At 66.7% G+C, this 22,161-nt stretch carries 19 protein-coding genes; 9 read left to right on the top strand and 10 right to left on the bottom strand.

Annotated features, from left to right (window positions below):
* Positions 1–35: 35 nt before the first annotated feature.
* The 3 genes from R2770_09555 (at position 36) to R2770_09545 (ending at position 2,456) form a co-directional block, all read left to right on the top strand.
* A complete protein-coding gene (locus R2770_09555; protein ID MEZ5280709.1) occupies positions 36–1,220 on the top strand; it encodes a cysteine--tRNA ligase in 1,185 nt (394 codons plus the stop codon).
* A 69-nt stretch (positions 1,221–1,289) separates the two neighbouring features.
* A complete protein-coding gene (locus R2770_09550) occupies positions 1,290–1,496 on the top strand; it encodes a hypothetical protein (GenBank protein ID MEZ5280708.1) in 207 nt (68 codons plus the stop codon).
* Positions 1,497–1,547: 51 nt separating this feature from the next.
* Positions 1,548–2,456, top strand: coding sequence for a PD-(D/E)XK nuclease family protein (locus R2770_09545; GenBank protein MEZ5280707.1), 909 nt, complete (start codon positions 1,548–1,550; stop codon positions 2,454–2,456).
* Here R2770_09545 and R2770_09540 read toward each other — a convergent pair.
* Positions 2,438–3,901: an RNB domain-containing ribonuclease gene (locus R2770_09540; protein MEZ5280706.1), complete on the bottom strand. Its 1,464-nt coding sequence runs from the start codon at positions 3,899–3,901 to the stop codon at positions 2,438–2,440. The two genes, R2770_09545 and R2770_09540, sit on opposite strands and share 19 nt — an antisense overlap.
* A gap of 72 nt (positions 3,902–3,973) precedes the next feature.
* Between R2770_09540 and mutM the strand changes: the two genes are divergently transcribed.
* Together mutM and R2770_09530 are read left to right on the top strand one after the other, a co-directional pair.
* The gene (gene mutM / locus R2770_09535) at positions 3,974–4,777 is read left to right on the top strand and encodes a bifunctional DNA-formamidopyrimidine glycosylase/DNA-(apurinic or apyrimidinic site) lyase (protein ID MEZ5280705.1); all 804 of its coding nucleotides are present in this window, start codon (positions 3,974–3,976) and stop codon (positions 4,775–4,777) included.
* 26 nt (positions 4,778–4,803) lie between these two features.
* On the top strand, positions 4,804–5,727 hold the full coding sequence (locus tag R2770_09530) for a P1 family peptidase (protein MEZ5280704.1): 924 nt from the start codon (positions 4,804–4,806) through the stop codon (positions 5,725–5,727).
* Here the strand turns inward: R2770_09530 and R2770_09525 are convergent.
* Entirely contained in the window at positions 5,717–7,045 is a 1,329-nt protein-coding gene (locus R2770_09525; protein MEZ5280703.1) for a glycosyl hydrolase, read from the bottom strand. The genes R2770_09530 and R2770_09525 overlap by 11 nt on opposite strands.
* Here R2770_09525 and R2770_09520 point away from each other — a divergent pair.
* The gene (locus R2770_09520; GenBank protein ID MEZ5280702.1) at positions 7,044–8,921 is read left to right on the top strand and encodes a glycosyltransferase; all 1,878 of its coding nucleotides are present in this window, start codon (positions 7,044–7,046) and stop codon (positions 8,919–8,921) included. The genes R2770_09525 and R2770_09520 overlap by 2 nt on opposite strands.
* Positions 8,922–8,963: 42 nt before the next feature.
* The gene (locus tag R2770_09515) at positions 8,964–9,848 is read left to right on the top strand and encodes a class I SAM-dependent methyltransferase (GenBank protein MEZ5280701.1); all 885 of its coding nucleotides are present in this window, start codon (positions 8,964–8,966) and stop codon (positions 9,846–9,848) included.
* Here the strand turns inward: R2770_09515 and R2770_09510 are convergent.
* From R2770_09510 to R2770_09485, 6 genes are read right to left on the bottom strand one after another with little or no spacing between them, the layout of a single operon-like run.
* Positions 9,792–11,039, bottom strand: a complete 1,248-nt coding sequence (locus R2770_09510) for a glycosyltransferase family 4 protein (GenBank protein ID MEZ5280700.1) — start codon at positions 11,037–11,039, stop codon at positions 9,792–9,794. The genes R2770_09515 and R2770_09510 overlap by 57 nt on opposite strands.
* The gene (gene asnB, locus R2770_09505) at positions 11,036–12,868 is read right to left on the bottom strand and encodes an asparagine synthase (glutamine-hydrolyzing) (GenBank protein ID MEZ5280699.1); all 1,833 of its coding nucleotides are present in this window, start codon (positions 12,866–12,868) and stop codon (positions 11,036–11,038) included. The genes R2770_09510 and asnB overlap by 4 nt, the downstream gene beginning before the upstream one ends.
* Positions 12,868–14,031, bottom strand: a complete 1,164-nt coding sequence (locus R2770_09500; GenBank protein MEZ5280698.1) for a glycosyltransferase family 4 protein — start codon at positions 14,029–14,031, stop codon at positions 12,868–12,870. Before R2770_09500 ends, asnB begins: the two co-directional genes overlap by 1 nt.
* On the bottom strand, positions 14,028–14,795 hold the full coding sequence (locus R2770_09495) for a hypothetical protein (protein ID MEZ5280697.1): 768 nt from the start codon (positions 14,793–14,795) through the stop codon (positions 14,028–14,030). The genes R2770_09500 and R2770_09495 overlap by 4 nt, the downstream gene beginning before the upstream one ends.
* Positions 14,796–14,823: 28 nt before the next feature.
* Positions 14,824–15,822 (bottom strand): glycosyltransferase, encoded by a 999-nt coding sequence (locus tag R2770_09490; GenBank protein ID MEZ5280696.1) that lies wholly within the window; start codon positions 15,820–15,822, stop codon positions 14,824–14,826.
* The gene (locus R2770_09485; GenBank protein ID MEZ5280695.1) at positions 15,819–16,940 is read right to left on the bottom strand and encodes a glycosyltransferase; all 1,122 of its coding nucleotides are present in this window, start codon (positions 16,938–16,940) and stop codon (positions 15,819–15,821) included. The genes R2770_09490 and R2770_09485 overlap by 4 nt, the downstream gene beginning before the upstream one ends.
* 131 nt (positions 16,941–17,071) lie before the next feature.
* Between R2770_09485 and R2770_09480 the strand changes: the two genes are divergently transcribed.
* Both R2770_09480 and R2770_09475 read left to right on the top strand, forming a co-directional pair.
* On the top strand, positions 17,072–18,277 hold the full coding sequence (locus R2770_09480; GenBank protein MEZ5280694.1) for a glycosyltransferase family 4 protein: 1,206 nt from the start codon (positions 17,072–17,074) through the stop codon (positions 18,275–18,277).
* The gene (locus R2770_09475) at positions 18,274–19,233 is read left to right on the top strand and encodes an NAD-dependent epimerase/dehydratase family protein (GenBank protein ID MEZ5280693.1); all 960 of its coding nucleotides are present in this window, start codon (positions 18,274–18,276) and stop codon (positions 19,231–19,233) included. The genes R2770_09480 and R2770_09475 overlap by 4 nt, the downstream gene beginning before the upstream one ends.
* Here R2770_09475 and R2770_09470 read toward each other — a convergent pair.
* Both R2770_09470 and R2770_09465 read right to left on the bottom strand, forming a co-directional pair.
* Complete coding sequence (locus R2770_09470; GenBank protein ID MEZ5280692.1) at positions 19,223–20,236, bottom strand: glycosyltransferase family 4 protein; 1,014 nt, start codon at positions 20,234–20,236, stop codon at positions 19,223–19,225. The genes R2770_09475 and R2770_09470 overlap by 11 nt on opposite strands.
* Positions 20,233–22,125 (bottom strand): polysaccharide biosynthesis protein, encoded by a 1,893-nt coding sequence (locus R2770_09465; protein ID MEZ5280691.1) that lies wholly within the window; start codon positions 22,123–22,125, stop codon positions 20,233–20,235. The genes R2770_09470 and R2770_09465 overlap by 4 nt, the downstream gene beginning before the upstream one ends.
* Positions 22,126–22,161: the final 36 nt, after the last annotated feature.

The following is a 22,161-nucleotide window of genomic DNA, read 5'->3' as shown; positions in this document are numbered from 1 at the left end:
ATGCCACGAGCCCACCAGGGGGAAACGCTGTGACCATGCGTCTCTACGACACTGCGCGACGCGAGGTGGTCGAATTCGACCCTCCCGAGACGGTGTCGATGTACGTGTGCGGCATCACACCCTACGACTCGACCCACCTCGGGCATGCGTTCACATATCTCATCCACGACCTGGTGGTCAGGCGTCTGGAAGATCTGGGCCACACCGTCCACATGGTGCGCAACATCACCGATGTCGACGATTCGATCCTGCCCAAAGCGCGCGAGCTGGGCGTTCACTTCCTCGAGCTGGCCGCCGGCGAGATCGCCCGGTTCCACAAAGACCTGGTTGCGCTCGAGATGAGGCCGGCGTTCGCCGAACCCCGCGCCACCGAGTCGATCGGCGACATGATCCCGATCATCGAACGGCTTCGCGATATGGGGCACACCTACACCATCGATGGCATCACCTGGTTCGACGTGTCGACCTACGACGCCTTCGGCAGCGTTTCTGGGCTTACCCCAGAAGAGATGGTCGTCCTGGCCGCCGAACGCGGCGGCACTCCCGACGATCCTCGCCAGCGCAACCCGCTCGATTTTGTCCTGTGGCAGCCATCGGCCCCCGACGAGCCCGCCTGGGACTCGCCGTTCGGCCGAGGACGACCCGGGTGGCACATCGAGTGCTCGGCCATGAGCGCCGCCACCCTCGGCCAACCGATCCACCTCCACGGCGGCGGAGGCGACCTGGTGTTCCCCCACCACGAGTGCGAGGCCGCTCAGTCCGAAGCCGCCAGCGGCCACCGCTTCGTCGAGCACTGGATGCACGGAGGCCTGGTTTGGTACCAGGGCGAGAAGATGTCGAAATCGCTGGGCAACCTGGTGTTCGTCAGCGACCTGGTGGCCCGGGGTGATGCACGAGCCATCCGGCTGGCTCTGATGGCCCACAACTATCGAACCGACTTCGAGTACTTCGACAGCGAGTTCGACTCGGCGATGGAACTGCTGGACCAACTCGTCGCCGCGGCTTCCGGCGCCACAAATGCCACCGACGCCGAAGGGCCGATGTTGGCAGCGGTGCGGGCCGCCCTCGACGACGACCTGGACACCGTCAGTGCCCTCGAGGTGTTGAAGGCCGCGGCGCAGGCCGGGCCCGATGCCCTCGACGCCGACGGACGTGCCGACCTGCGCGCCGCAGCACGGCTGGTGGGTGTCGACCTCGCCCGACCGGTGCACCGCGCCTGACCCCAGACCCAGCTCGTCCACCAGCCCCAACCCGCCCGAGCGGACCCGGCGCCCTGTAGATTTCAGCGGGTGAACGACAACTCTGCGTCGAAGTCCAAATGGTCCGACGACCCAGACGACGTCCCAGGCCCGGCGCGCACCACCGTGCCCCGGCTTGCCGCCCCCCTCGACTCCAACGTCGTGCCTCTGGCGCTGGGGGCCGGCTTCATCGGCGCCATCGCCGGGTTCCTCGTCATCAGGCGTGTCGTCGAGTTCCTCGAGGCCCGAAACGGCTGAGTCGGCGGGCATTGCGCAGTGGCTGTCCCACCGTTGGGCCACACTGGCAGGGTGAGCTCGCCAGCCGTCAGACCGATCAGCCCCGAACCCGTCGTCGAGCGAGCCCTTCGGGTCGTCACCGATCCTGCCGATCCGGATTCGCCCGATGTTGGCGATGACGGTCTCGATGCCCGGCCTTCGGGCCCGCCGCCGTACCTGTCGCCCTCGTCTGCCTCGACGTTCGAACAGTGCGCCCGTCGCTGGAAGTTCCGCTACATCGACCGCCTGCCCGATCCGCCCGGCGACAAGGCTCTGGTCGGTACGTTCGTGCACCGGGTACTCGAAGAGCTGTTGGCCAGAGATGTGGCCGAACGATCGGTCGCGTCAGCGCGCAAGATCGCGGGCCTGGTATGGCCCGAGATCGAGGCCGACCCCGCCTACATCGACCTGGGTCTGGAGGTCGACGAGGGCCGAAGGCTTCGCTGGGACGCGTGGCGCCTCATCGAGGCCTACTTCGCAATGGAGCGACCCGAGAGCGTCGACGTGGTCGAGCGCGAACAGCGCATCGAGTGCGAACTGGGTGACGTGCCGTTCGTTGGTGTGGTCGACCGTGTCGAGCGTCGCGACGGCAAGCTGGTGGTCACCGACTACAAGACCGGTCGCGCCCCGGCCGCGCGCTTCGAAGCCGACCGGCTTCATCAGGTTCAGCTGTACGCGGCAGCCCTCGACGCCACCGGCGAACGGCCCGACACCGCACGCCTGCTCTATCTGGGCTCGCGCAGCATCGAAGCCGAGGTAACCGATGAATCGCTCGACGCCGCCGTGTCGTCCATCGGGTCGACCTGGGTTCGCATCAACGACGCACTCGACCGTGGTGACTATCCGCCCCGCACCGGGCCGCTGTGCGGGTGGTGCCCCTACACCCAGCACTGTGCCGAGGGGCGGGTCGAGCTAGAGAGGCGCTACGGCCCTGCGGTTTGACCTGGCGCGTCGACCACCTCGAAGTGCACCGACCGTTTGGCGGGGACGGCATCGGTCAGCCTCACTTTGACCCGGCTGGCGGGCTCGAGCCCCACCGAGATCATGGCCTCCACCGCCGGCTCGACTATCTGGATGGTCGACCGACGATCGCCCCGCCTCGAGGTCACGGTGGCCCCGAACACCTCACCGACGCGTGGCTCCAGCAGCACCGCTTCGACATAGTCGACGCAAGCACGGTCCAGGCGTGCCTCGCGGCGGCGGGCTCCACGCATCGTCTCGGGTAGATCCGAAAGTGCTTCGACGGCCCATTCGGGCGGCCGGTCGTTGGCACAGATCGCCAGGGCGATCTCGTTGGTGTAGCGATCGCAGAGCCGTCGCAGCGGTGCCGTCACGTGGCTGTAGTGGGCCGAGATCGCCCAGTGCGTAGCCTCGGCCGGCACGGTGCCGTCGAAGGCCACATAGTCCGCGCCGCGCAGGGCCCGAACCGCCTGGTTCAGCAGTGCGAGGTGTTTGGGATTGTCGGGCGACAGCGAACTGACGCGTTGTGCATAGGTCACATCAGGCGGCCAATCGACACCCAACGTCAACCCGGCCAGACGAATCTGCTGCAAGACCTGGCGCTCGGGAGTGGGCAACGTTCTCAACAGCCCCACACCGGCATCGAGCATCAGACCCGCCGCGGCCATGCCGGCCAGCAGCGATACCTGGGCATTCCACTCTTCGACGGGCAACGAGTTGTCGTAGATCAGGTGGTAGCGGCCGTCGACCAGCTCGACCTCCTGCGAGGGCAGCTTCAACGACACCCCGCCCCGCGACCGCTCGATCTCCTGGCGCCTGAGGCCCACCTCACGTAGCAGCGCCAAAGTCGGCCAGCCCGTCGCCTCGTCGATGTGTTTCTGGGCCTGGGCGTACGACAGCTTCTCGCGACTGCGCACAGTGGCCCTGAACACCTCGGTCGACAGCAGCTCGCCCTGGGTGTCGAGCATCATTTGCCACACCACCGACGGACGATCGACTCCGGGCAGGAGGCTGGCTGCGCCCTCGCCGATGTCGGGTGGGTACAGGGGTGTTCGCCGGTCGGGTGCGTACATGGTGAGGCCGCGGCGATGGGCCTCCAGATCCACAGGTGATCCGGGGGCCACGAACGTGGTGGGATCGGCGATTGCGTAGCGGACCAGGTACCCGTTGCCGTCGGGCTCGATGTGAACCGCCTGGTCGAGATCGCGCGACGTGGGCGGATCGATGGTGACGAAGGGGATACGTGTCAGATCGATCGTCGGGGCGCCCGCCCTGGGCACGCCTTGGGGAGGCTTCGACGCCGCCTCTCGTGCCGCGGCCAGCACCTCGGGGGCAAACTCCTCGGAGATCTCGAGCTCGGTCCGAAGCTCGTCGAACCCTGCTTCCAGGACAGATCGCCGGTCGAGTCTCGGAGGCGGCTTGCGCATGGTCTTCGAAGTTATCGGTGGGTGGCGGGCTTCGTCGCAGAGCCGACGATTGGCTGGATACGCTGCGGCGCGATGCCCGAGCTGCCAGAAGTAGAAACGGTCAGGCGGGGCCTCGAACCGGGCCTCGTCGGACGCACCATCGTTGGTGCCAGGTGTACGACCAATCGCAAGTTCACGTCGGCTCCCGACGCCGTCGGGGCCCAGATCGAGTCGGTCGCCAGGCGCGGCAAGTACCTGATCGTCGGGCTGCTCGACGGTCGCGAACTGGTCATCCACCTGGGTATGACCGGCGTGCTGGCCTTCGCCAGCGACCCTCCTCGCGGCCCACACGAAAGGGCTGCTTGGGAGCTCGACAACGGAACGTGGCTGACGTTTACCGACGTTCGGCAGTTCGGGCGTATAGCAGTGGTCGACGAAGGCTGCTACGAGTCGATGGCCACCCTGGCTGCGTTGGGCCCAGAGCCGTTCGATCCCGAGCTGGATGCCACTACTTTCTGGCGATCGCTACGCCGTTCCAAGCAGCGGCTGAAGACCAGGCTGCTGAGCCAGCGAGCCATAGCCGGGGTCGGCAACATCTACGCCGACGAAGCGTGCTGGCTTGCAAGGGTCAATCCCGCTAGCCGCAAGGTCACACGCGCCGAGGCCGAGCGGCTGCTGGACGCCATCAGGCAGGTTCTGGCCTCTGGCATCGCCAATGGGGGAACCACGCTTCGCGACTATCGCACCGTCACCGGCCAGACCGGCTCGAATCAGCATCAGCTGAACTGTTACGGCCGAGCCGGCGAGCCCTGTCCCCGCTGTGGCGCCCCTCTGGCGTCGAAGGTCTACGACGGCCGAACCACCACGTGGTGCCGTGCGTGTCAGCCGTCGAGATGATCGGCTCCATCGAATAGCCTGCACTCGTGGCTCTTGGACTCGATTCGGTTTTGGTGGGCTGCTGGACCGACGACGCTCGAGCCACAGGGGTGACGGTGGTCTTGCCGCCACCGCACACACAAGGTGTCGCCTCGGTCAGAGGTGGCGCACCAGGAACCCGCGAAATAGCGGCGCTGGGGCCGTTCGCGTCTGGCCGGGAGTGCCACGCTGTCGTGTTGTGCGGCTCTTCGGTTTTCGGACTGGCGGCGGCCGACGGCGTGACCCAGTGGTGTGCCGACAATGGCAGAGGCCTCGACCTCAAGGGCGCGGTCGTTCCGGTGGTCGGAGCTGCCGTTGTGTTCGACATCGGCGGACCCGACCATGCCAGACCCGGCCCCCAGGCCGGCTTAGCCGCTTGCCTCGCCGCTACCTCGGCCGATCCTGCCATGGGCCGTGTCGGCGTCGGACGGGGATGCACCGTGGGAAAACACGCCGGAAGATCATTCGCTGTCCCGGGTGGCCAGGGGTGGGACGTCCAAACCCACGGAGAGCTCACCGTCGGTGCGATCGTCGCCGTAAATGCGTTCGGAGATGTCGTCGACCCAACCGGGCGAATGTTGGCCGGATCGACCGCACCTCCCGAGCGGCCCCGCTACCCGTACGCAACACTGGAACAGGTCGCGGCGTGGGGAGAGGCCGCCGAGGGGCGGGCCAACACCACCATCGGATGTGTGGTCACCAATGCCGCCTTGACCAAGCCCGAGGCAGCCCGGGCCATCGACCTGGCCCACCACGGCATCGCCCGCGCCGTGCGCCCGTCTCACACCGATGCCGACGGCGACGCTTTGTTCTTGCTGAACACCGGGCCGGTGGCGGCGTCGGCCGATCTGGTCGCCGAGATGGCGGCCGTTGCAGTGTCTAACGCCATCCGCAACGCTGTTGCACCTGCCGGGGGCAGCGTCAGCGGCTGATGCCGAACTCGGGGCGTGCGACCACCTCGGCGAACGCCGACCGAGCCTCGGGCGAAGACACGATGCGCCAGTCAGTCTCCTTGTCGACCTCGAACCAGATGAACCCGACGATGTCGTCACGTTGGGCCGCGGTCTCCAGTACGTGTGTCAGCCACAGCGCCTTTTTTCCGCCCTGTTCGGTGGCGCCCAGTTCGGTCAGCACCAGCGGCTTGTCGGTCAGCTCGCGGACCTCGTCGATGGTCGGCCCGAAGAGCTGGTCGAAGGTCGGCACATAGACCCGCGGATCGATTCCGTTGCCCAGATATCCCACGACACCGACCCAGTCGACGTAGTCGTCGCCCGGGTACAGGCCACCGATGGGGGTTAGGGAAGGGTCGGTGGGGTTCGGGCTCCATATCCAGATGACGTTGTCGGCGCCGGCCTGGGCGAACCGTGTGTGTACGTGACGCCAGGCAGCTACGAACTCTCCGGTGGCGTTGCCGTTGACCGACTCTGACCACGGGTACCAGAAGCCGTTCATCTCGTGTGCGAAGCGGATGGCGACCGGTCGACCCCATGCGGCCAGCTCGGTGGCCCACGCATCGATCAGATCGTCGTGTTCGCCGTCGATGATCGTCGAGAGCTTGAACTCGGGCTGCTCGCCGCGGCGACGGTCGAACGTCGACTCGACCCGATGGTTCCATGGCTCCCAGGCGATCAGTGGCATGTAGCCCCACGAAGTGATCTGCTCGATGGTCGCTATGTCGGGCGACGCCTCGGCCCAGTCGCGCGAGATCATCACCACGTCGGGAGCCTTCTCGGCGGCGGCAGCGAAAGCCTCGATCTCGGCCCGAGAGCCGGTCTCGGTGGTCACGCCGATGAACGTCTGGCCGGGCGCGGGTATCGATTCGAGCCATGCGTAGGGATCGGCGGGAGCTTGGGTGGTCGGCGGCGACTGGGTGGTCGTTGGGCCTTGGCCTGTGGTGGGCACGAGGATGTTCGTGGTGGGTGGGCCTGCGACCTCCGGGGTTGCGTCGGGGGGCGCCGGCGCGGTCGTCGAGGCTGCCGGGCGAGGCACCAGCGTCGAGGCCGAGGTCTGGGCCGCTGCCGAGCTGTCGGTACGCGACGCGCTGGCCAGGGTGACCACGCCCAGGCAGAACACGACTATGAAGGCGAGCGTCGAGCGCCCCAGATCGTGCGACAGCATCAATCGTCCATCGGCACTGTCGCCAGCTTCTGTGAGCCAGTCGCCCCCTTCTATGAGCAGGTCGGCCGCGGCCACCGCCAGGAGGTGCCGATCAGTCTCACAACCGGTGTTCGCTGACCGATGGATCTGCATGCTGACGTCGTCAAGGCCGGTGGACGACGATCCTCTCACCGGTCTCGAACAGCGCGAGTTGATCGCGCCCATGTCGCCGCGGGCCAAGTTGGCAGCCCGCGTATTCTCGCTGCTCGTCGTCGCTTCCAGCCTGGCCTATTTGGCTTGGCGCGCCGGGTTCACCATCGCTTGGGGCAGTTGGTGGGTGTCGGTGCCGCTGCTCTTGGCCGAAGCCCACCTGGTCGGGCGCTCGATCATGACCGTTTACGAGCTGTGGGACCTGGACTCCGCACCGCCTGCCCCACCGGTGGCCTCGACATCGGCCAGGGTGGCCGTGTTCATCGCCACCTACGACGAGGGGCCCGAGGTGTTGTTGCCGACCCTGGCGGCTGCGCTGGCGCTGGAGCCGACCCACGAAACCTGGTTGTTGGACGACGGCAAGCGGCCCGAGGTAGAGGAGATGGCGCGGGCTTTGGGCGCCCGATACGTGACCCGCCCGACCAACGAGCACGCCAAGGCCGGCAACCTGAACCACGCGCTGGCTCTGTGCGATGCCGACCTGGTGGCCGTGCTCGATGCCGACCACGTGCCCGAGAGGAACTTCCTGCGCAACACCCTCGGCTACTTCGCCGACCCGGCTGTGGCGTTGGTGCAGACTCCTCAAGAGTTCTACAACGGAGACTCGTTCTTGCATTGGGGCAAGAAGGGTCGCCACGAGGAGCAGTTCTTCCACCGTGTGATCATGCCGGGCAAGAACCGCGCCAATGCCGCATTCTGGACGGGCACCAACGCGGTGCTGAGAACTGCGGCCATCGAGTGGATCGGCGGCGTCTCGACTGCGACCATCACCGAGGACATGCACACGACGGTGCGTCTTCATCGCACCGGGTGGAAGACGGTGCACCACAACGAGGTGTTGGCACGAGGCCTCGCGGCCAGGAACTATGCCGAGTTCCACACCCAGCGTTGGCGTTGGGGAGCCGGCGCGATGCAGTCGCTGGCCGTCGAGAACCCGCTCTTGTCCCGCGGGCTCACCTTCGGCCAGCGGATGATGTACCTGGCGTCGGCGTCGTCGTGGTTCGACAGCTGGCGAACGCTGGCACTGCACATCTTGCCCGTGGTGGCGATAACAACCGGAGCTGCCCCGGTGAATGCCCCCATCGGTGTCTTGGTTCCCATCGTCATGGGCCTTCACCTTCTGCAGTTCTCGCTTTCGAAGGTTCTGGGGCGAGGCCGTTTGAGGTTGTTGCCCACGCTGGTGTTCGAGGTATTGAAGATGCCGGCAAACCTCTCGTCCTCACTCGTGTTCCTGAAGCCGCGGCGGCTGAAGTTCGCAGTTACACCCAAGGGTCGCTCGGCCTCGGGTCGAACCCGTCACACCGTTCCTGCGATGTTGTGGTCGCTGCTGACCCTCGACCTGATCGGCTGGGCGTACGCGACCCTGGCTGTGGGTGGAGCCGTGGAGGTGCCGGTCGAAAGCCAGGGTCTTCTGCTGCTGGGCGTCGGGTGGATACTGATGAACCTGTTCGTCGTGGTGCTGGCGATCGATCGAATCAGGCGGTCGAGCTTCGGCGGCGAACGGCGGGCCGGTCATCGGGCCGAGGCCCAGATCGACGCTTCACTGGACGGCATGAGGGCACGCACCTTGGACGTGTCGTTGACCGGAGCGTCGCTGCTGGTCCGTGGCGAGATCGCCGCTGTCGGAGGTCGTGCAAGCGTGGTTCTGGATCTCGCCGACGGCCCGGCGCTGTTGGAGGGGACGATCCGACGGTCGCGCCCGACAGCGGTCGACGGCGTCAGCCATGTGGGTGTCGAGTGGGACCCTGGCCAGTGGGGCTCGTTGGCGAGGTTGGCCACGACGCTGTTCCGTACCGGTGCGACTTTGCAGATGGTCTGAGGCGTCGGCTCAGTTCGCAGCGGTGGCATCCGATGGAGGTGTGTGGGCTCCACGATTCTCGACAGCGTGTTCGAGCGCGAACTTCCCGTGGCGACGACCGTCGCGCGGGCCGCAGGCCCTGCATATCGATGGGTCTGTTCGCAGCGGGCGGTTCGGCAGCGGATCGCGCCATGGCTCGACGACGTCGCCCTGGATGACTTCAGCCTCACGGGTGCAGGGCTGGGGCCAGACGACGGCCTCAGGCGCCTCGAGCGGGGAGGTCACCTCGAAGGGGCGACGGTGCTGGTGCTGGGGTGCGGAGAGGGTCCCGAGATCGGCGACTACTGGCTGGATCGAGGGGCATACCACGTCGTCGGCATGGACCTGTTCGCCTACCCAGACGCCTGGGCGGAGGTCAAGACCAGGGCGGCCGACGAGGGTCTGAAGGCCAGCTTCGCACTGTCGGATGGTGCGAACCTGGCCGTGGCCGACACCAGCGTCGACCTGGTGTTCAGCCAGTCGGTTCTGGAGCATGTGGTCGACCTCGACTCGTTCTTGTCCGAATGCAACAGGGTGCTGACCGACTCGGGTCGATTCTTCGCCTACTTCGGGCCGCTCTGGAGCACGTATGGCGGCCCGCACGTCGGCCAATTGGGCTACGACCACCTGCTGGTCGACGACGCCTCGTATCTGGAGGCCGCCCGCCGGGTTGGTGGCGGCTGGGAACATTGGCTCGAGGCCGGCCTCTTCAATCGCCTGCGATTCGACGAGTACATCGACCACATCGAACGGCACTTCGAGATCGAACGTCTGGGCGTGGTCGCCAGTCGAAAGGGCCTGGGTTTTCGCCAGAACCATCCCGACGAGTGGAACCGGCTCAGGCGGTCACACTCAGAGCGTGATCTGCTGACCAACCTCGTCAGTGTCATCGGCAAGCCCCGGCGTTGACCCGGCGCGCGAGCCGACCGGTTGCAGCGACGCCCTCGCCGGTTGATCGACGTGTCCGCACACCTCGCGGTACAGGCGCTCCATAGCGTCGACATGGCGCGCCGGCGCGAAACGTGCGGCGCTCAGGCGGCCCATTTCGATCAGGCGGGTTCGACGTTCTCCAGGCCACATGGCGCTGTCGATGGCGTCGCGCAGAGCTTGCGCCGAGCCAGCAGGCACCAGAAGGCCGTTCTCGTCGTGGGAGATCAGGTCGAGCACCCCGCCCAGAGCCGTCGCTACCACAGGCACTCCAGCCGCTTGAGCTTCGGGCACGACCCTGCCGAACCCCTCGGGGTAGCGGCACGGGTGCACCACCACATCCGCCGCGGCCAACACGGTGCCAATATCGTCGACGGCTCCGAGGAAGCGCACGTCTTCGTCGAGCCCTGCCGAGGTGGCCCGGGCCTGCAACTCGGATCGATATCGGGCCGAGTCGGCGTACAGGTCGCCGCCCGCCAGCAAGAGCAGGGGCCGTTCGTTTGGATTCCACCCGGCGAGAGCGTCGATGGCGATGTCGTGCCCTTTCGACGGATGCAGATGTGCCAGAACTGCGACCACATGACGATCGTCCGCAAGACCCAGGCTGGCCTGGGCGGTCGACTTGTCGGGAACGGTCGCCGATTCGATGGGGTTCGAGATGACGCGCACCGAGGGGTGATGTAGCTGGTCTGCGGTGAAGGTCGAGTTGGCTGCGACCGCGGCCGCGCTGCGGCTGGCGTGTTGCAGCACCTGCCGCTGCCACCTGCTGGGGGCTCTGTCTCTGAGACTCCAAACGATCGGAGCCGGCCCGGCGCCCAACAGCGGAGACAGCACATGGCTCCGGAAACCGTTCGAGTGGACGACGTCTGGTCGGGAGCGGGCGATCATCTGGCGGAGACGACCCACGGTTCGTACCAGGTCCGGTGCGCCGACGAGGGTCGAGGCCAACATCTGCGGCGCCGATCCGTGACGGCGGCCCCAGGGGGTGCCCTCACCGGCGATGCCGGCGACCGTGGCACCGACCTCTCGAAATGCGGTCGATGCATCGCCTGTCTCCATGACGGCTACATGCACCTCGTGCCCGCGTTCGAGCAGTCCTGCCATCAACAGTGCGAGGCTTCGTTCGGCGCCACCCTGAGCGTGCCCGCCCGGGCTGACGAACATGATCCTCATGCGCGTACCTCCTTCGGGGTCCGGCCAGGCGATCTGTCGAGCGGCTCGGTTTGGGCGGCCTGTCGTTGGTCGATCCAAGCGGCCAGCACCAGCAGCGCCCAAGCCCTCAATGGCTCTCCGCGACCTCTGCGGTCGTGGTTCAAGATCGCGTCTGCCTCGACCGGGTCGATCAGCCCGCGCCATGGTTGTGGCGCCAACAGCAGGTCCTTGTGGGCGTCGAGGATGGCAGGCATCCAGCGATTCCAGGGTAGACGGAAGGTCAGTTTGGGCTCGGTCGCCTTGGCTTCGAGGAACCGGTCTCCCCATGCTCGGGCCAGTTCGGCCTTGGTCAGCGCCCGAGACCGGCCACCAACCGCTGCTTTCACGTGGCGATCGACGAACGGCACCCGCAGTTCTACGCCGTGGCGCATCGAGTGGATGTCCGCGTCTCGCAGCAGCGTCGGGCGCAGATAGGTCGCAGTATCCAGAGCGGCGAACTGGCCGGCCGCCGCGTCGCCGGACCCGTCCCAGCGGACCGACACCGAAGGGGCGCAGCCGGTCAATCGGGTTACCTCTTCGGCGTCGAACAGCGTGCGAAAAGCCATGTGTCGTTCCGTGACGCCCTTGGCTCCCATGGCCGCGGCAAGCCTGGCCTCGGGCCGGCCAGACAAGCGCGACGCAACGGCGGCTGCTCGCTTGCGCAGGCTGGGCGGAATCGGGCCGATCACACGCTCGGCAAGCCCCATGGCCGGTTCGGTTCTGTAGTAGCGGTAGCCACCCAATATCTCGTCGGCCCCCAAACCACTGAGTGCCACGGGAAAGCCTCGCTGTGCAGCTGCGCGCGAGATCAGGTGTGTGTTGAAGCCATCGATTCCCGGCTGGTCGAGGCCCTGCCAGAACTCGTTGGTCTCGTCGACGATTGTTGTGTCGTCGACCTCGACTATCTCGTGCTCGATCCCATAGTTGGCCGCCGTCCGTTTGGCCCTGGCCACGTCTTCCCGGTTGTCGGACGTAGCCAGCGTCAGGCCCAAAGGCGACACACCAGCGTCGCGAAGCCCCCGAAGCAGAGCGGCCGAGTCGAATCCGCCACTGAGGAACAGCGCCACCGGCCGGTCGGATCTTGCGTGTTCGGCTATGGACCTACCGAGCGTGCGGACCGGGTCGAGGCCGGCTACGCCTGCCGAGTCCCAGTCGGGTGAGGTCGAGTCGGTAGCGGCGAAGGGTCTGACCGTCACCCCCGACCGATCGAACCTCACCACCGATCCCGGCGGCACCTCGTTCACGTGTTCGAAGATCGGCTCGGAAACCGGAGCGCCGAAGCGGAGAAACTCGCGCACCGCGCGCCCCCGAAGCAGATGGGGCTCGTCGTCTGCCAGCACCCGGGCTTCCGATGCCCACTCGACGACCGTGCCCGAGGTGCGCCAGTACAGCGGCTTGATGCCGTCGCTGTCGCGAACCAACATCAGGCTGCTATCGGATCGATCCCAGATGGCGGCGGCGAACATGCCCCTGAGGCGCGACAGGCCCGGCGTGCCCATGCGCAACAGCACCTCGACCAACACCTCGGTGTCTCCTGCGGTTTCGAACCGCGATCCCGTGGCCGCCAACTGGCGCTTCAGCTCGAGGTGGTTGTAGATCTCGCCGTTGTATGTGACGACCAGCGAGTCGCGCTGGAACGGCTGCGAAGATGCTGGGGTCGGGTCGATGATCGCAAGCCGCGTGTGCGCCATCGCCACCTGGCCCGACGACCACATCCCCGAGCCGTCGGGGCCTCTGTGCAGCAAGCGTTGCATCGCCCGTTGCGCCCTGTCTGGCGCATCGGGCCCGAGCGCTCCGGCCAAGCCGCACATCAGTTCACCCCCAGCAGGTTTCGGCGGCTGATCGGTGTGGGCGCTGGAACACCTCGCAGGGCGTCCAGAAACGAGCGGGCGGTGGTTGCGGTGTCGAGGGTCTGGCCAAAGCGGTGGGCGGCCTGCGCCATCGACATGCGCAGGGGCTCGTCGCGGGCTAGTTCATCCAGAGCGTCCACCCAGGCCGCCAGGTCGTCCGGCTGGACCAGTTTGGCCCACTCGGTCCTGGCGGCATCGCCCGCTCCGCCGACATCACCGACGATCACCGGCAAGCCCGCCGCGGCGAACTCTTGAACCACTATGCCGAAGCCTTCGAAGCCGCCCTCTGCCCTCGAGACTCGGCTGGGGAACAGACCGACATGTGCCGTCTGCAGCAGGTCGCCCAGCTGTCGGTCGTCGAGTCTCCCGGCCAGGGTGACGTGTTCGCCGAGCCCGAGGCGATCGATCCTGCGCTGAAGCGAGGCCCGCCTGGGGCCGTCGCCGACGATCGTGTAGTGCTCGACGGTGCCGTCGGCCACCAGCAACGCCACCGCTCGCAGGGTGACCTCGAGGTTCTTGTATCCCTCGCAGAGCCGGGTCACGGCCACGGCGTGCAGGCCGGCTTGTGTGCGTGGCGAAGGGTCGCCGGGTCGGGTGAACCTGGGCTTCAGTTCGCACCCCACCCAGGCGCTGTGTTGGGGCTTCACTCCGAGTCCTCGCACCACGTCCTGGCTGTGCCGACTGATGGTCACCACCTTGTGGTCCAAGCGCAGGGTCGACAAAGCCAGCCGGTGGGCCAGGTTCGCCGGTACCAGCTCGCGCCCGTAGCAAAGGGTGCTCACAGGAGCCTTCGAGAGCAGGCCGACCACATGGGCGAGTGGGCCCAGATAGGCGTGGGCGCTGACCACCAGGCGGTCGTCTGCGGCATCGAGCCAGCGCCTGGCCCTCAGTGTCTGGGTCACCATGGAGCGCATGCCGCCGGCGCGCACAACGCGCTCGTCGGGTGCGCCAGGTGCGGCGGTTATGACCTTCCAGTCGACCATGTCGGCGGTGGCCTCGACTATGGCCGTTATCAGCCTGGGCTGGCCGCCGGTCTGTGGTGCGTAGTCGAGGCTGAGCAGCAGAGCCCGCGGCTTCACTGCCCGGGGTCTGCCCTCGCGGTAGTTGCCTGTCCGCAGGTTCACGACGCTGCCCTGACGCGGCCGAAGCCGATCTGGTCCAGCACCACCCGCTCGAGGTAGGGGGCTACGAGGGTCTTCCCGCGCCGCTCGGCCCTCCACACCAGTTCGGGCACCACCCGACGCCGAGCCTCGTCCAGCAGGGCTGGGTCTGCCAACACTTCGGCCAGATTGGACGGCCTCGATATCAGCGCCCGCGGTCCCCACGGGTATATGTCGAGCGCCCAGTCTCGGCCGCCGAGGTCGGTGTGGCCCGGGGCCGTGGGGTCGCCCAGGCCGACCCGCCGTTCCAGAGCCGGCAGGTGTGAGTCGACCTCGGCAACCAGGCGCGCATAGCTGAACCCTGGCACCGGATCGGCGATCGGGTCGGCCACAGCCGCGGGGTTGCGTCTGCGGGCAGAAAGGGTCGAGACGCGAAAGTCGCCGAGGTGGGGACCCTCAGCCAGCAGTCCGTTGAGGGCACAATGCCAACTGCCGTCGATCAGGTCGATCAGGGCGAGCGGACCCGAGAACAGGGTTGCTGCGTAGCCACCGAATCGTTCAGCACGATCGATCACCGCCGACAGCGGGGCCAGGTCGTAGGGATCGGGCCAGGGGGTTGCGTTGGGTTCGCCTATCGCAAGCCAGCGACCGCGGCGGGCCCAAGTAGTTCTGTCGCTGTTGGGCATCTCGGCCACCAGCCACGAACCCCAGTCTTGTGATCTGGCTGTCACCTCGTAGCCGTCGGGAATATCGGCGACCACCGAAGCCAACAACTCACCAGGAGCCATGCCTACACCGGTCGCGGCCCACGCCATGTCAGATCGCCCCGGCCAGCGCCGCCAGGTCGCGCCCGCGTGCGACGTAGGTGTCCTCGGCTATCGCGAACTGGGCCTTGCGCGCAATCTCGGACGTGCCGACCGGGTCGTTCAACGCGGCCTCGACAGTGGCCCGCAGCTCGGCAGGCGACCGGAACCACAGACAGCTCTCGCCGTCCAGCAGTGGTGTTCCGTCGGTTCCGGGCTCGGTTATCTGCAGGGCTCCGCACGCCGAGATCTCCCGTGTGCGCATGTTGTGCGCCCCGGCGCACTGAGGGTGCAGCAGGTTGATACCGATGGCCGCAGAACGCAGAACCGCACCGGCATCGTCTTCCACGATCGGGTCGCCACCGCCCAGGCTGCTGTTGTCGCGCCAGCCGGTTCCGGCGATGGTCAGTGGCAGTCCTTCGAGGGCGGACAGGAAGCGTTCGCGGCGAGGCGACCACGTGCCCAGAAAGGCGATGCCAGACCGGTCTCCGCCTGGGCTGGCAAGAGGAAACCAGTTTGCGTCGTAGCCGAACGGCAAGACGGCGACGTTTCTGGCTTCGGCGGTCAGCAGGTCGGCCTGCCGTGCCGACCACAGCACCGCCGTGTCGCAGGCGATCAGGCGCTCGCGTGCACCACTGTCGGCGCCGCGCCAGGCCGGGTTGTCGGGGTAGTAACAAAGCACCCGTGTGCCAAGCGAACGCACGCGATCGATGGCGTCGGCATCTATTGCTCGACCCTTTATCAGCACCACGGCGTCGGGGCGCAGCTGTTGCACGGCCTCGATGAGGCGCTCGCCTGCGTGGCGGGCGATCAGTCGCCGTCTCACGGCGGCGCCGAAGCGCTGAACCCCGATCAGCTCGCGGGCTGCGGCCAATGGGTTCAGAACGGTTGTGGGGGCGGCGGCTTCGATGCCCGGTCGCAGGCTCGACAACAGGGCGCCCGGAGCATCTTCGCCCACCAGCAGTATTCCGCCGCGCGATTCTGCGGCGATGCCACTGAACGTGCGTGTCACAGGCCTGCTCCTAATGTCAGCCGGGCAGGCGAACCTGCGCTGCGTTCGCACACACGAGCGATCTCCGAGGCGCAGGATCTGGCGATGCGGTCGTAGTCGAAGGACTCGGCAAGCGAACGCAGCGCAAGCCCGCGGGCGATCGTACGGTCGCGGTCGTGGGCGAGTTCGCCCAGCTTGCGGGCCAGCCGGTCGGGGTAGGTCGTGTCCCAGTGGCCGCGATAGTCCAGCAGGTGCTCGGGCTCGAGCAGGTCGACTGCGGTTCCGACCCTGGTAGCAACGACGTAGCGGCCGGTTGCCAGATAGGTCGGCAGCTTGCCGGTGGTGCGGGCCCAGCTGGACGGATCATCCGTTTGGGTCAACAGGGTGACGTCGCACAACGACAGGTAGGTGGCCAATTGTGAGTATGCAACGCGTCCCATCATGTGGACTCTGTCGCCGACGCCCAGCCGCTCGGCCATCAGGCGAAGCTGTGCCAAGCCGGGGCCCTCGCCGATGAAGACCGCATCGATGTCCAGGTCGTGACGCCCGATGGCCTGCACGAGGTCCCAACCCAGACCCCCTCCGAGCTTTGGATACCAGGTGAAGTTGCCCTGCACACCAACCGTCATTCGTCGGTCGAGGCCCAGCTGGGTGCGCAGGTCGGTCACTTCCTTGGGCTGCAGCAGGTCCAGGTCGACCCCATCGGCCACCACGGAGACGTGATGGTGCCCTGCCGCATGAAGTTGCTCGGCGTGATATCGGCCTCGCACGATGACGAGATCGGAACGCCCGTACCCCACTGATTCGAGGGCGCGGGCCATCACGCGTCGTGTCGCGGACGCCCCGACCAACTCCAGGAACGCCAGCGGTGCGTCGCCGGTGTCGACGATCAGCCTGCGACGCCCGCCGTCGAGAGCCCAAGCTGCAACGGGGGCCACGGCCAGGTCCATCGCATAGACCACCTCGGGTGCGTTCCTTGCCACCTCGCGGGCCATCGCCACGGCGTCGGCGCGCCGCGTGCCTTTGCGGTAGGTGACGATCGCATCGCCGTCGACCATTCGAGCGATCCGCTCGGCTCTCTCGCCCGCGGCCGATCCTGGTCCGGCGTTGACGAGGAACTGCACGCCAACAGGTGTCATGAACCCTCCTGGTCCGGTGACGGTGCACCCCTATTAGGACGCTGGACCAGTCGGCCGCGCCGGGCGCGTCTTCAGCGCCCCGGGCCCCTGAAGTGGGGCCCAACCCAGCCGACTTGGAAGGTGTGCGCGCAGTGCTCGTCACACCAACCCTTCCATTGCCGTTCGGCGGCGCCGATGCCCGATGGCTCCACGTCGTGCTGGCCGAACTCGCCAGACGGGGCCACGACGTGGTCTGTCTGTCGTGCACCGAAGAACCCGAGGGGCGTGTCGCCCAGGCCGCGCAACTGGCTTCCGAGCTGGGCTATCGGTTGGTTCACGTCGAGCTCCGCCTCGACTCGGCGTCGAAGGTCGCCCGCAAGCTCGGCAGTATCCGGCGTCCGTTCGGCGAATACACCAGGGTCGCCGAACTACGCCGTCAACTGGATGATCTGGCCCAGACCGCGGACGTGGTTCACCTCGAGCATCTGTTCGCATCGAGGGTTGGGCTGGGCTACGAGAACTCGCTCACATATCTGCACCACCTGGAGGTCATCGACTGGGAGTGTCGCCCAGACCTGGACCTTCGGCTTCGTTCCGTGCGACTTCAGATGCAGCGGGCCACCCGTCAGATCCTGCGCAGCTCACCCCGCGTGCTGGTTGCAACCTCGAGGCTGGCCGAACGGGTGGCCTCGATCTCGCCGGGTACCACTACCCAAGTCGTGCCGATCGCCATAGACACCGACCTCTATCCGGTGCTGCCGGCCCCCGATGGCCTGGTGTTCGGTGTCATCGGATCGATGCACTGGTATCCGAGCCGTTCTGCGGCCGAGCGGGTGCTCACCCGTCTGTGGCCCCAGATCCACGAACAGATGCCCGAGGCTCGTCTGGTCGTCGCCGGTTGGGGGTCGGATCGGTACCTGGGGCACATGTTCCCGAACGAGGGTGCCGAATTGATGGGTGAGGTCGCCTCGCCCGAGGAGTTCTTCGCCTCGATCTCGACGCTGCTGTACCCGCCCGAACGCGGCAGCGGCTTCAAGGTCAAGGTGCTGGAAGCAATGGCTTACGGCCGCCCGGTGATCTCCAACGCCGAAGGGCTCGAGGGCCTGGGCGACCGCGACCGGCCGGCGGCCGTACAGGCGACCACCGACGCCGAGTTCGTCGACAGCGCCGTTTCGCTCATGGGCAGCGCCGGCGAGCGCCAGGCCCTGGGCGCGGCTGCTCGCCTGGCCATCGAAACCGACTACTCGCCAGAGCCGGCCGTCGACCGACTGCTCGACGCGTACGAGCGTTTCGGTCTGATCGGCTCGGCGAGAGCACGGGCCGGCCGACCAACACACAAACACGGAGAATCAGAGTGAACGAAAAGGTCTTGGTCACCGGAGGCGCGGGGTTCATCGGCGTGCCCACGGTAGAGAGGCTCTTGTCGGCCGGGCACGAGGTCGTGGTCGTCGACAACTTCTCGGTGGGCTCGCGAGATCGACTCGCCCACCTGACCGACCACCCGCGGCTGGAGGTCGCAGAGGTCGACTTACGCGACGCCCACGCGACGGGCCGCATCGTTTGCGAGATCGGTCCGACATGTGTGGTGCACCTGGCAGCTCATCACTTCATCCCGTATTGCAAGGCACATCCTGCCGACACCATCGCCGTCAACGTCTCCGGTACCCAGAACCTGCTCGATGCCCTGGTGCCGGTAACGCCGAGGCGGATCCTCTTCGCCTCGACCGCCGATGTCTACAAGCCAGCGCCCGTGGCCCACTTCGAGGGCGACCAGACCGACCCCGACAACATCTACGGGATGTCGAAGCTGATGGGTGAGAAGCTGATGAGGTTTCACGCCGACAGGTGTCCTCAGACCGACACCGTCGTGATGCGTTTCTTCAACGCCATCGGCCCGTTCGAGACCAACCCTCACCTGGTTCCCGACATCCTCGACTATGTCAGGGCCGGTGACGAGTTGCCGTTGGGCAACACCGATACGAGACGCGACTACATCCACACCGACGACATGGCCGACGCGATAGCGGGGCTGGCATCGGGACCATCGGGTTCGTTCCTGGTCAACGTCGGCACGGGCGTGAGCTGGGACGCGAAGGACATCGTCCACTTCATCGGTCAGTTGCTGGATCGTGACCTGTCGATCGTCACCGATCCGGCAAAGGTGCGGGCTTCGGATCGGCCCAACCTTCAGGCTTCGGTGCGGCTGCTCGAAACCCTCCTGCCCGGGTTTCGCACCAAGTCGCTGCGCGAATCTCTCGCCTGCACACTCGAAGCCGAGGGCTTCGCCCTTGGCCATTCGTTGGTCAGTTACTGACGCCGGCGCCGGTGGGCGTGCTGGCTTCACCCCGGCGCACCATGGGCCAGTCGAGGTAGGCCACAACAGCCAGGATCAACCCGACGTCTGCAACGACACGCGCGGGCAGCGACGCCGTTGCTGACAACCCACCGAGCAGGGCGCACAGCCCGATGATGGCCGCAGCGAAGGCCGCTGTCTTGGAGTGGGACCAGCCCAGGTCGGTCAGGCGTTGGTAGACGTGGTGCCTGTGTGGCTGGCGCCATTCGTGGCCAGAACGGACGCGCCAGATCAGGGTGGATCCGGTATCGATCAAGTACAGCGCCATTGGCGCCAGAACCGCTTCGGGCGTCAGGCCGGCTCGCAGCCCGACAACGGCCAGAGCGGCCATCCAAGCGCCCAGGAAGTACGACCCGACATCGCCCAGGAAGACCCGGGCCCGAGGCACGTTGAAGGGAGCGAAGCCCAGAGTTGCGCCCAGCTGGATCGCTCCAGCGGTGGCCAGGAAGGGCTCGCCCGTCGCAACACCCAGGATGGTCCAGGCCGTCCCGGCTACGCACGCCTGGGCCACACTCATGCCGTTGATGCCGTCCATGAAGTTGAACGCGTTGACGAACGACATCAACCAGAACACGGTTGCGCCGAATGCCAGCACCATCAGATGGGTTGGCAGCCCAGCGGCGTTCAGCAGCAGAACCGACGAGATCACACCGAAGGTGAGCTGGATGGCCAGCCTCAGGTTTGGTGACAGGTCGAAAAGGTCGTCGGCTAGGCCCACGAATCCGAAGCCTGTGGCCGTGACGGCCACTGCTATCGCTGGGCCGCCGGCGCCGTTCCAGACCAGCGCAAGCGTCGACAGCCCGGCAATGGCCACGGCGACGCCGCCGCCTCGAGGGGTGGCCGTCGAGTGCGAGCTGCGTTCGCCGGGCGTGTCGTAGATCTCGGCGCGGCGCAGCAGCGCTATCACCAGAGGCGTCAGCACCAACGCCAGCACAAACGAGACCCCGAGGGCGTACCAGCTCACGTCAACGAGGTCCGTAGATCTGCCACCGTGTCCGAGTCGTTGTGATGCTCACACATGGTGATCATCGCCGCCACCAGAGTTTCATCGGGTGCGTTGGGGCTGAGGCCCATCACCATCTCGGGCGCGAGCTCGGGCACCCGGGCACTGTTGATCAGCTCATGTTGAGTGGCGACCGGGCTCTCGGAGCCCGCGAACAGGTCTTCACAGAGCTTCTCGCCCAAGCGCAGCCCGGTGTAGACGATCTCGGCTTCGCGCCCGGCCTGTGCCGCAAGGCGCCGGGCGACGTCGACTATGCGAACCGGCTCGCCCATGTCCAGCACCAGAACCTCACCGCCGGCGCCGATGGCACCGGCCTGGATGACCAACTCGACCGCCTCCTCGACGGTCATGAAATAACGGGCAACGTCGGGGTGGGTGACGGTGAGCGGCCTGCCAGACAGAACCTGCTTGTGGAATGCGGTCAGCACCGATCCGCGACTGCCCAGCACGTTGCCGAATCGAACGCTGACGTAGCGCCCCGAACCGATGGTGTCGGTGTAGGCGGTGAGGCGTTCGGAGATTCGTTTCGTATATCCCAGCACCGAGATCGGGTCGGCCGCCTTGTCGCTCGACACGTTGATGAAGTGGCTGACGTCGTGAGCGGCGGCGAGCTCTAGTAGGTGCACGGTCGCCTGGACGTTGGTCTGGTAGGCCTCGGACGGGAACCGTTCCAGCAGCGGCAGATGCTTCAGGGCGGCTGCGTGGAACACGACGTCTGGCTTGGTTTCCTCGAATACCCGCTCGAGGCGGTCTCGTTCGCGGATGTTGGCCAGTATCAGCTCGTCCGAGTCCAGCAGGGCTCTGCCGTGAATCGACAGTTGCACCGCGTGCAGAGCCGACTCGTCGCGGTCCAGCAGGAACAGCCTCGAAGGCCCGTAGCGGCTGACCTGGCGGCTCAGCTCACTTCCGATCGAACCGCCGGCGCCCGTGATGAGCACTCGGCGTCCGCTTATGTAGCCGGCGATCGAGCGTACGTCTGTCTCGATCCGGTGGCGTCCCAACAGGTCCGATTCGCGGAGTTCTCGGATGTCGGCGATTCGAACCCGCCGGCCGAACAGATCGTCTGCCGTAGGAAGCACCTTCACATCCAGGCCGAACGAGTGGCCCAGGTCGAACAACTCGGAGATCAGTCGGCCCGAGGCGCTCGGCACCGCAATCACCAACATGGTGGCGTCGGTAGCCCCGACGGCACGCTCGAGTTTGTTGCGACCGCCCATGACGGGAACTCCGTCGATGCGCATCCGGTGTTTGTTGGGGTCGTCGTCCAGGATTGCGACCGGAAGGTAGGGGCTGGCCGGATCTCGCAGCATGGTGCGCACGGCCAACTCGCCACCGGTGCCTGCCCCGAAGACGATCGCACGGGTGAGGTCGGGCGAGGTCGGCCTGGCACCTCTGAGATCTCGACGACGCACGAGGCTTCGGTACAAGCCCATCAAGCCCGTGCCGCCCAGACCGCAGATGGCGGTGCGAGCCGGGGTTGGGGTCGAGCCTGCCAGCGCGTCCAGACCGGTGAACGCACATGCCGTGATGACACCCACGGCGATCAGCGCCGTGCTCTCGTCGAATGACCCGAGCCTCCATCGGCCTCTGTACAGGCCTGTCACAAGCCCTACGACGGTCAACGAAACAGCGATCAGGGCGAACTCGACGACCGAAGCCACTTGTTCCTCGGACGGGACGATCGACCACGCGATCGATACGGCGGCCATCCAACCCAAGACGTCCACCGTCCAGACCTGGACGCGACGAAACGGTGAGGCCGCCCGGCTGGTCATACCCATCGGACCACCCATCGACTCGGTTTCGGTCCCGTCGTGTGAACGTCCGGGGAACTGCGTTGCGAATGACACGTCGGGACCGTCGGCCGCCATGACTCACACTTGAAG

This window comes from Acidimicrobiales bacterium, assembly GCA_041394185.1.
Classification (GTDB): domain Bacteria; phylum Actinomycetota; class Acidimicrobiia; order Acidimicrobiales; family Poriferisodalaceae; genus JAAETH01.
The sequence above is the reverse complement of the archived record's forward strand: the minus strand, read 5'-3'. Positions and strand labels throughout refer to the sequence as shown.

Excerpts from the sequence above, each read along its gene's own strand:
- asnB (MEZ5280699.1), bottom strand. The coding sequence starts at position 12,868 with ATGTGCGGCTTGGCCGGAGCGCTCGGGCCCGATGCGCCAGACAGGGCG.
- mutM (MEZ5280705.1), top strand. The coding sequence starts at position 3,974 with ATGCCCGAGCTGCCAGAAGTAGAAACGGTCAGGCGGGGCCTCGAACCG.
- R2770_09485 (MEZ5280695.1), bottom strand. The coding sequence starts at position 16,940 with ATGACACCTGTTGGCGTGCAGTTCCTCGTCAACGCCGGACCAGGATCG.
- R2770_09555 (MEZ5280709.1), top strand. The coding sequence starts at position 36 with ATGCGTCTCTACGACACTGCGCGACGCGAGGTGGTCGAATTCGACCCT.
- R2770_09510 (MEZ5280700.1), bottom strand. The coding sequence starts at position 11,039 with ATGAGGATCATGTTCGTCAGCCCGGGCGGGCACGCTCAGGGTGGCGCC.
- R2770_09540 (MEZ5280706.1), bottom strand. The coding sequence starts at position 3,901 with ATGCGCAAGCCGCCTCCGAGACTCGACCGGCGATCTGTCCTGGAAGCA.
- R2770_09520 (MEZ5280702.1), top strand. The coding sequence starts at position 7,044 with ATGCTGACGTCGTCAAGGCCGGTGGACGACGATCCTCTCACCGGTCTC.
- R2770_09495 (MEZ5280697.1), bottom strand. The coding sequence starts at position 14,795 with ATGGCTCCTGGTGAGTTGTTGGCTTCGGTGGTCGCCGATATTCCCGAC.
- R2770_09525 (MEZ5280703.1), bottom strand. The coding sequence starts at position 7,045 with ATGCAGATCCATCGGTCAGCGAACACCGGTTGTGAGACTGATCGGCAC.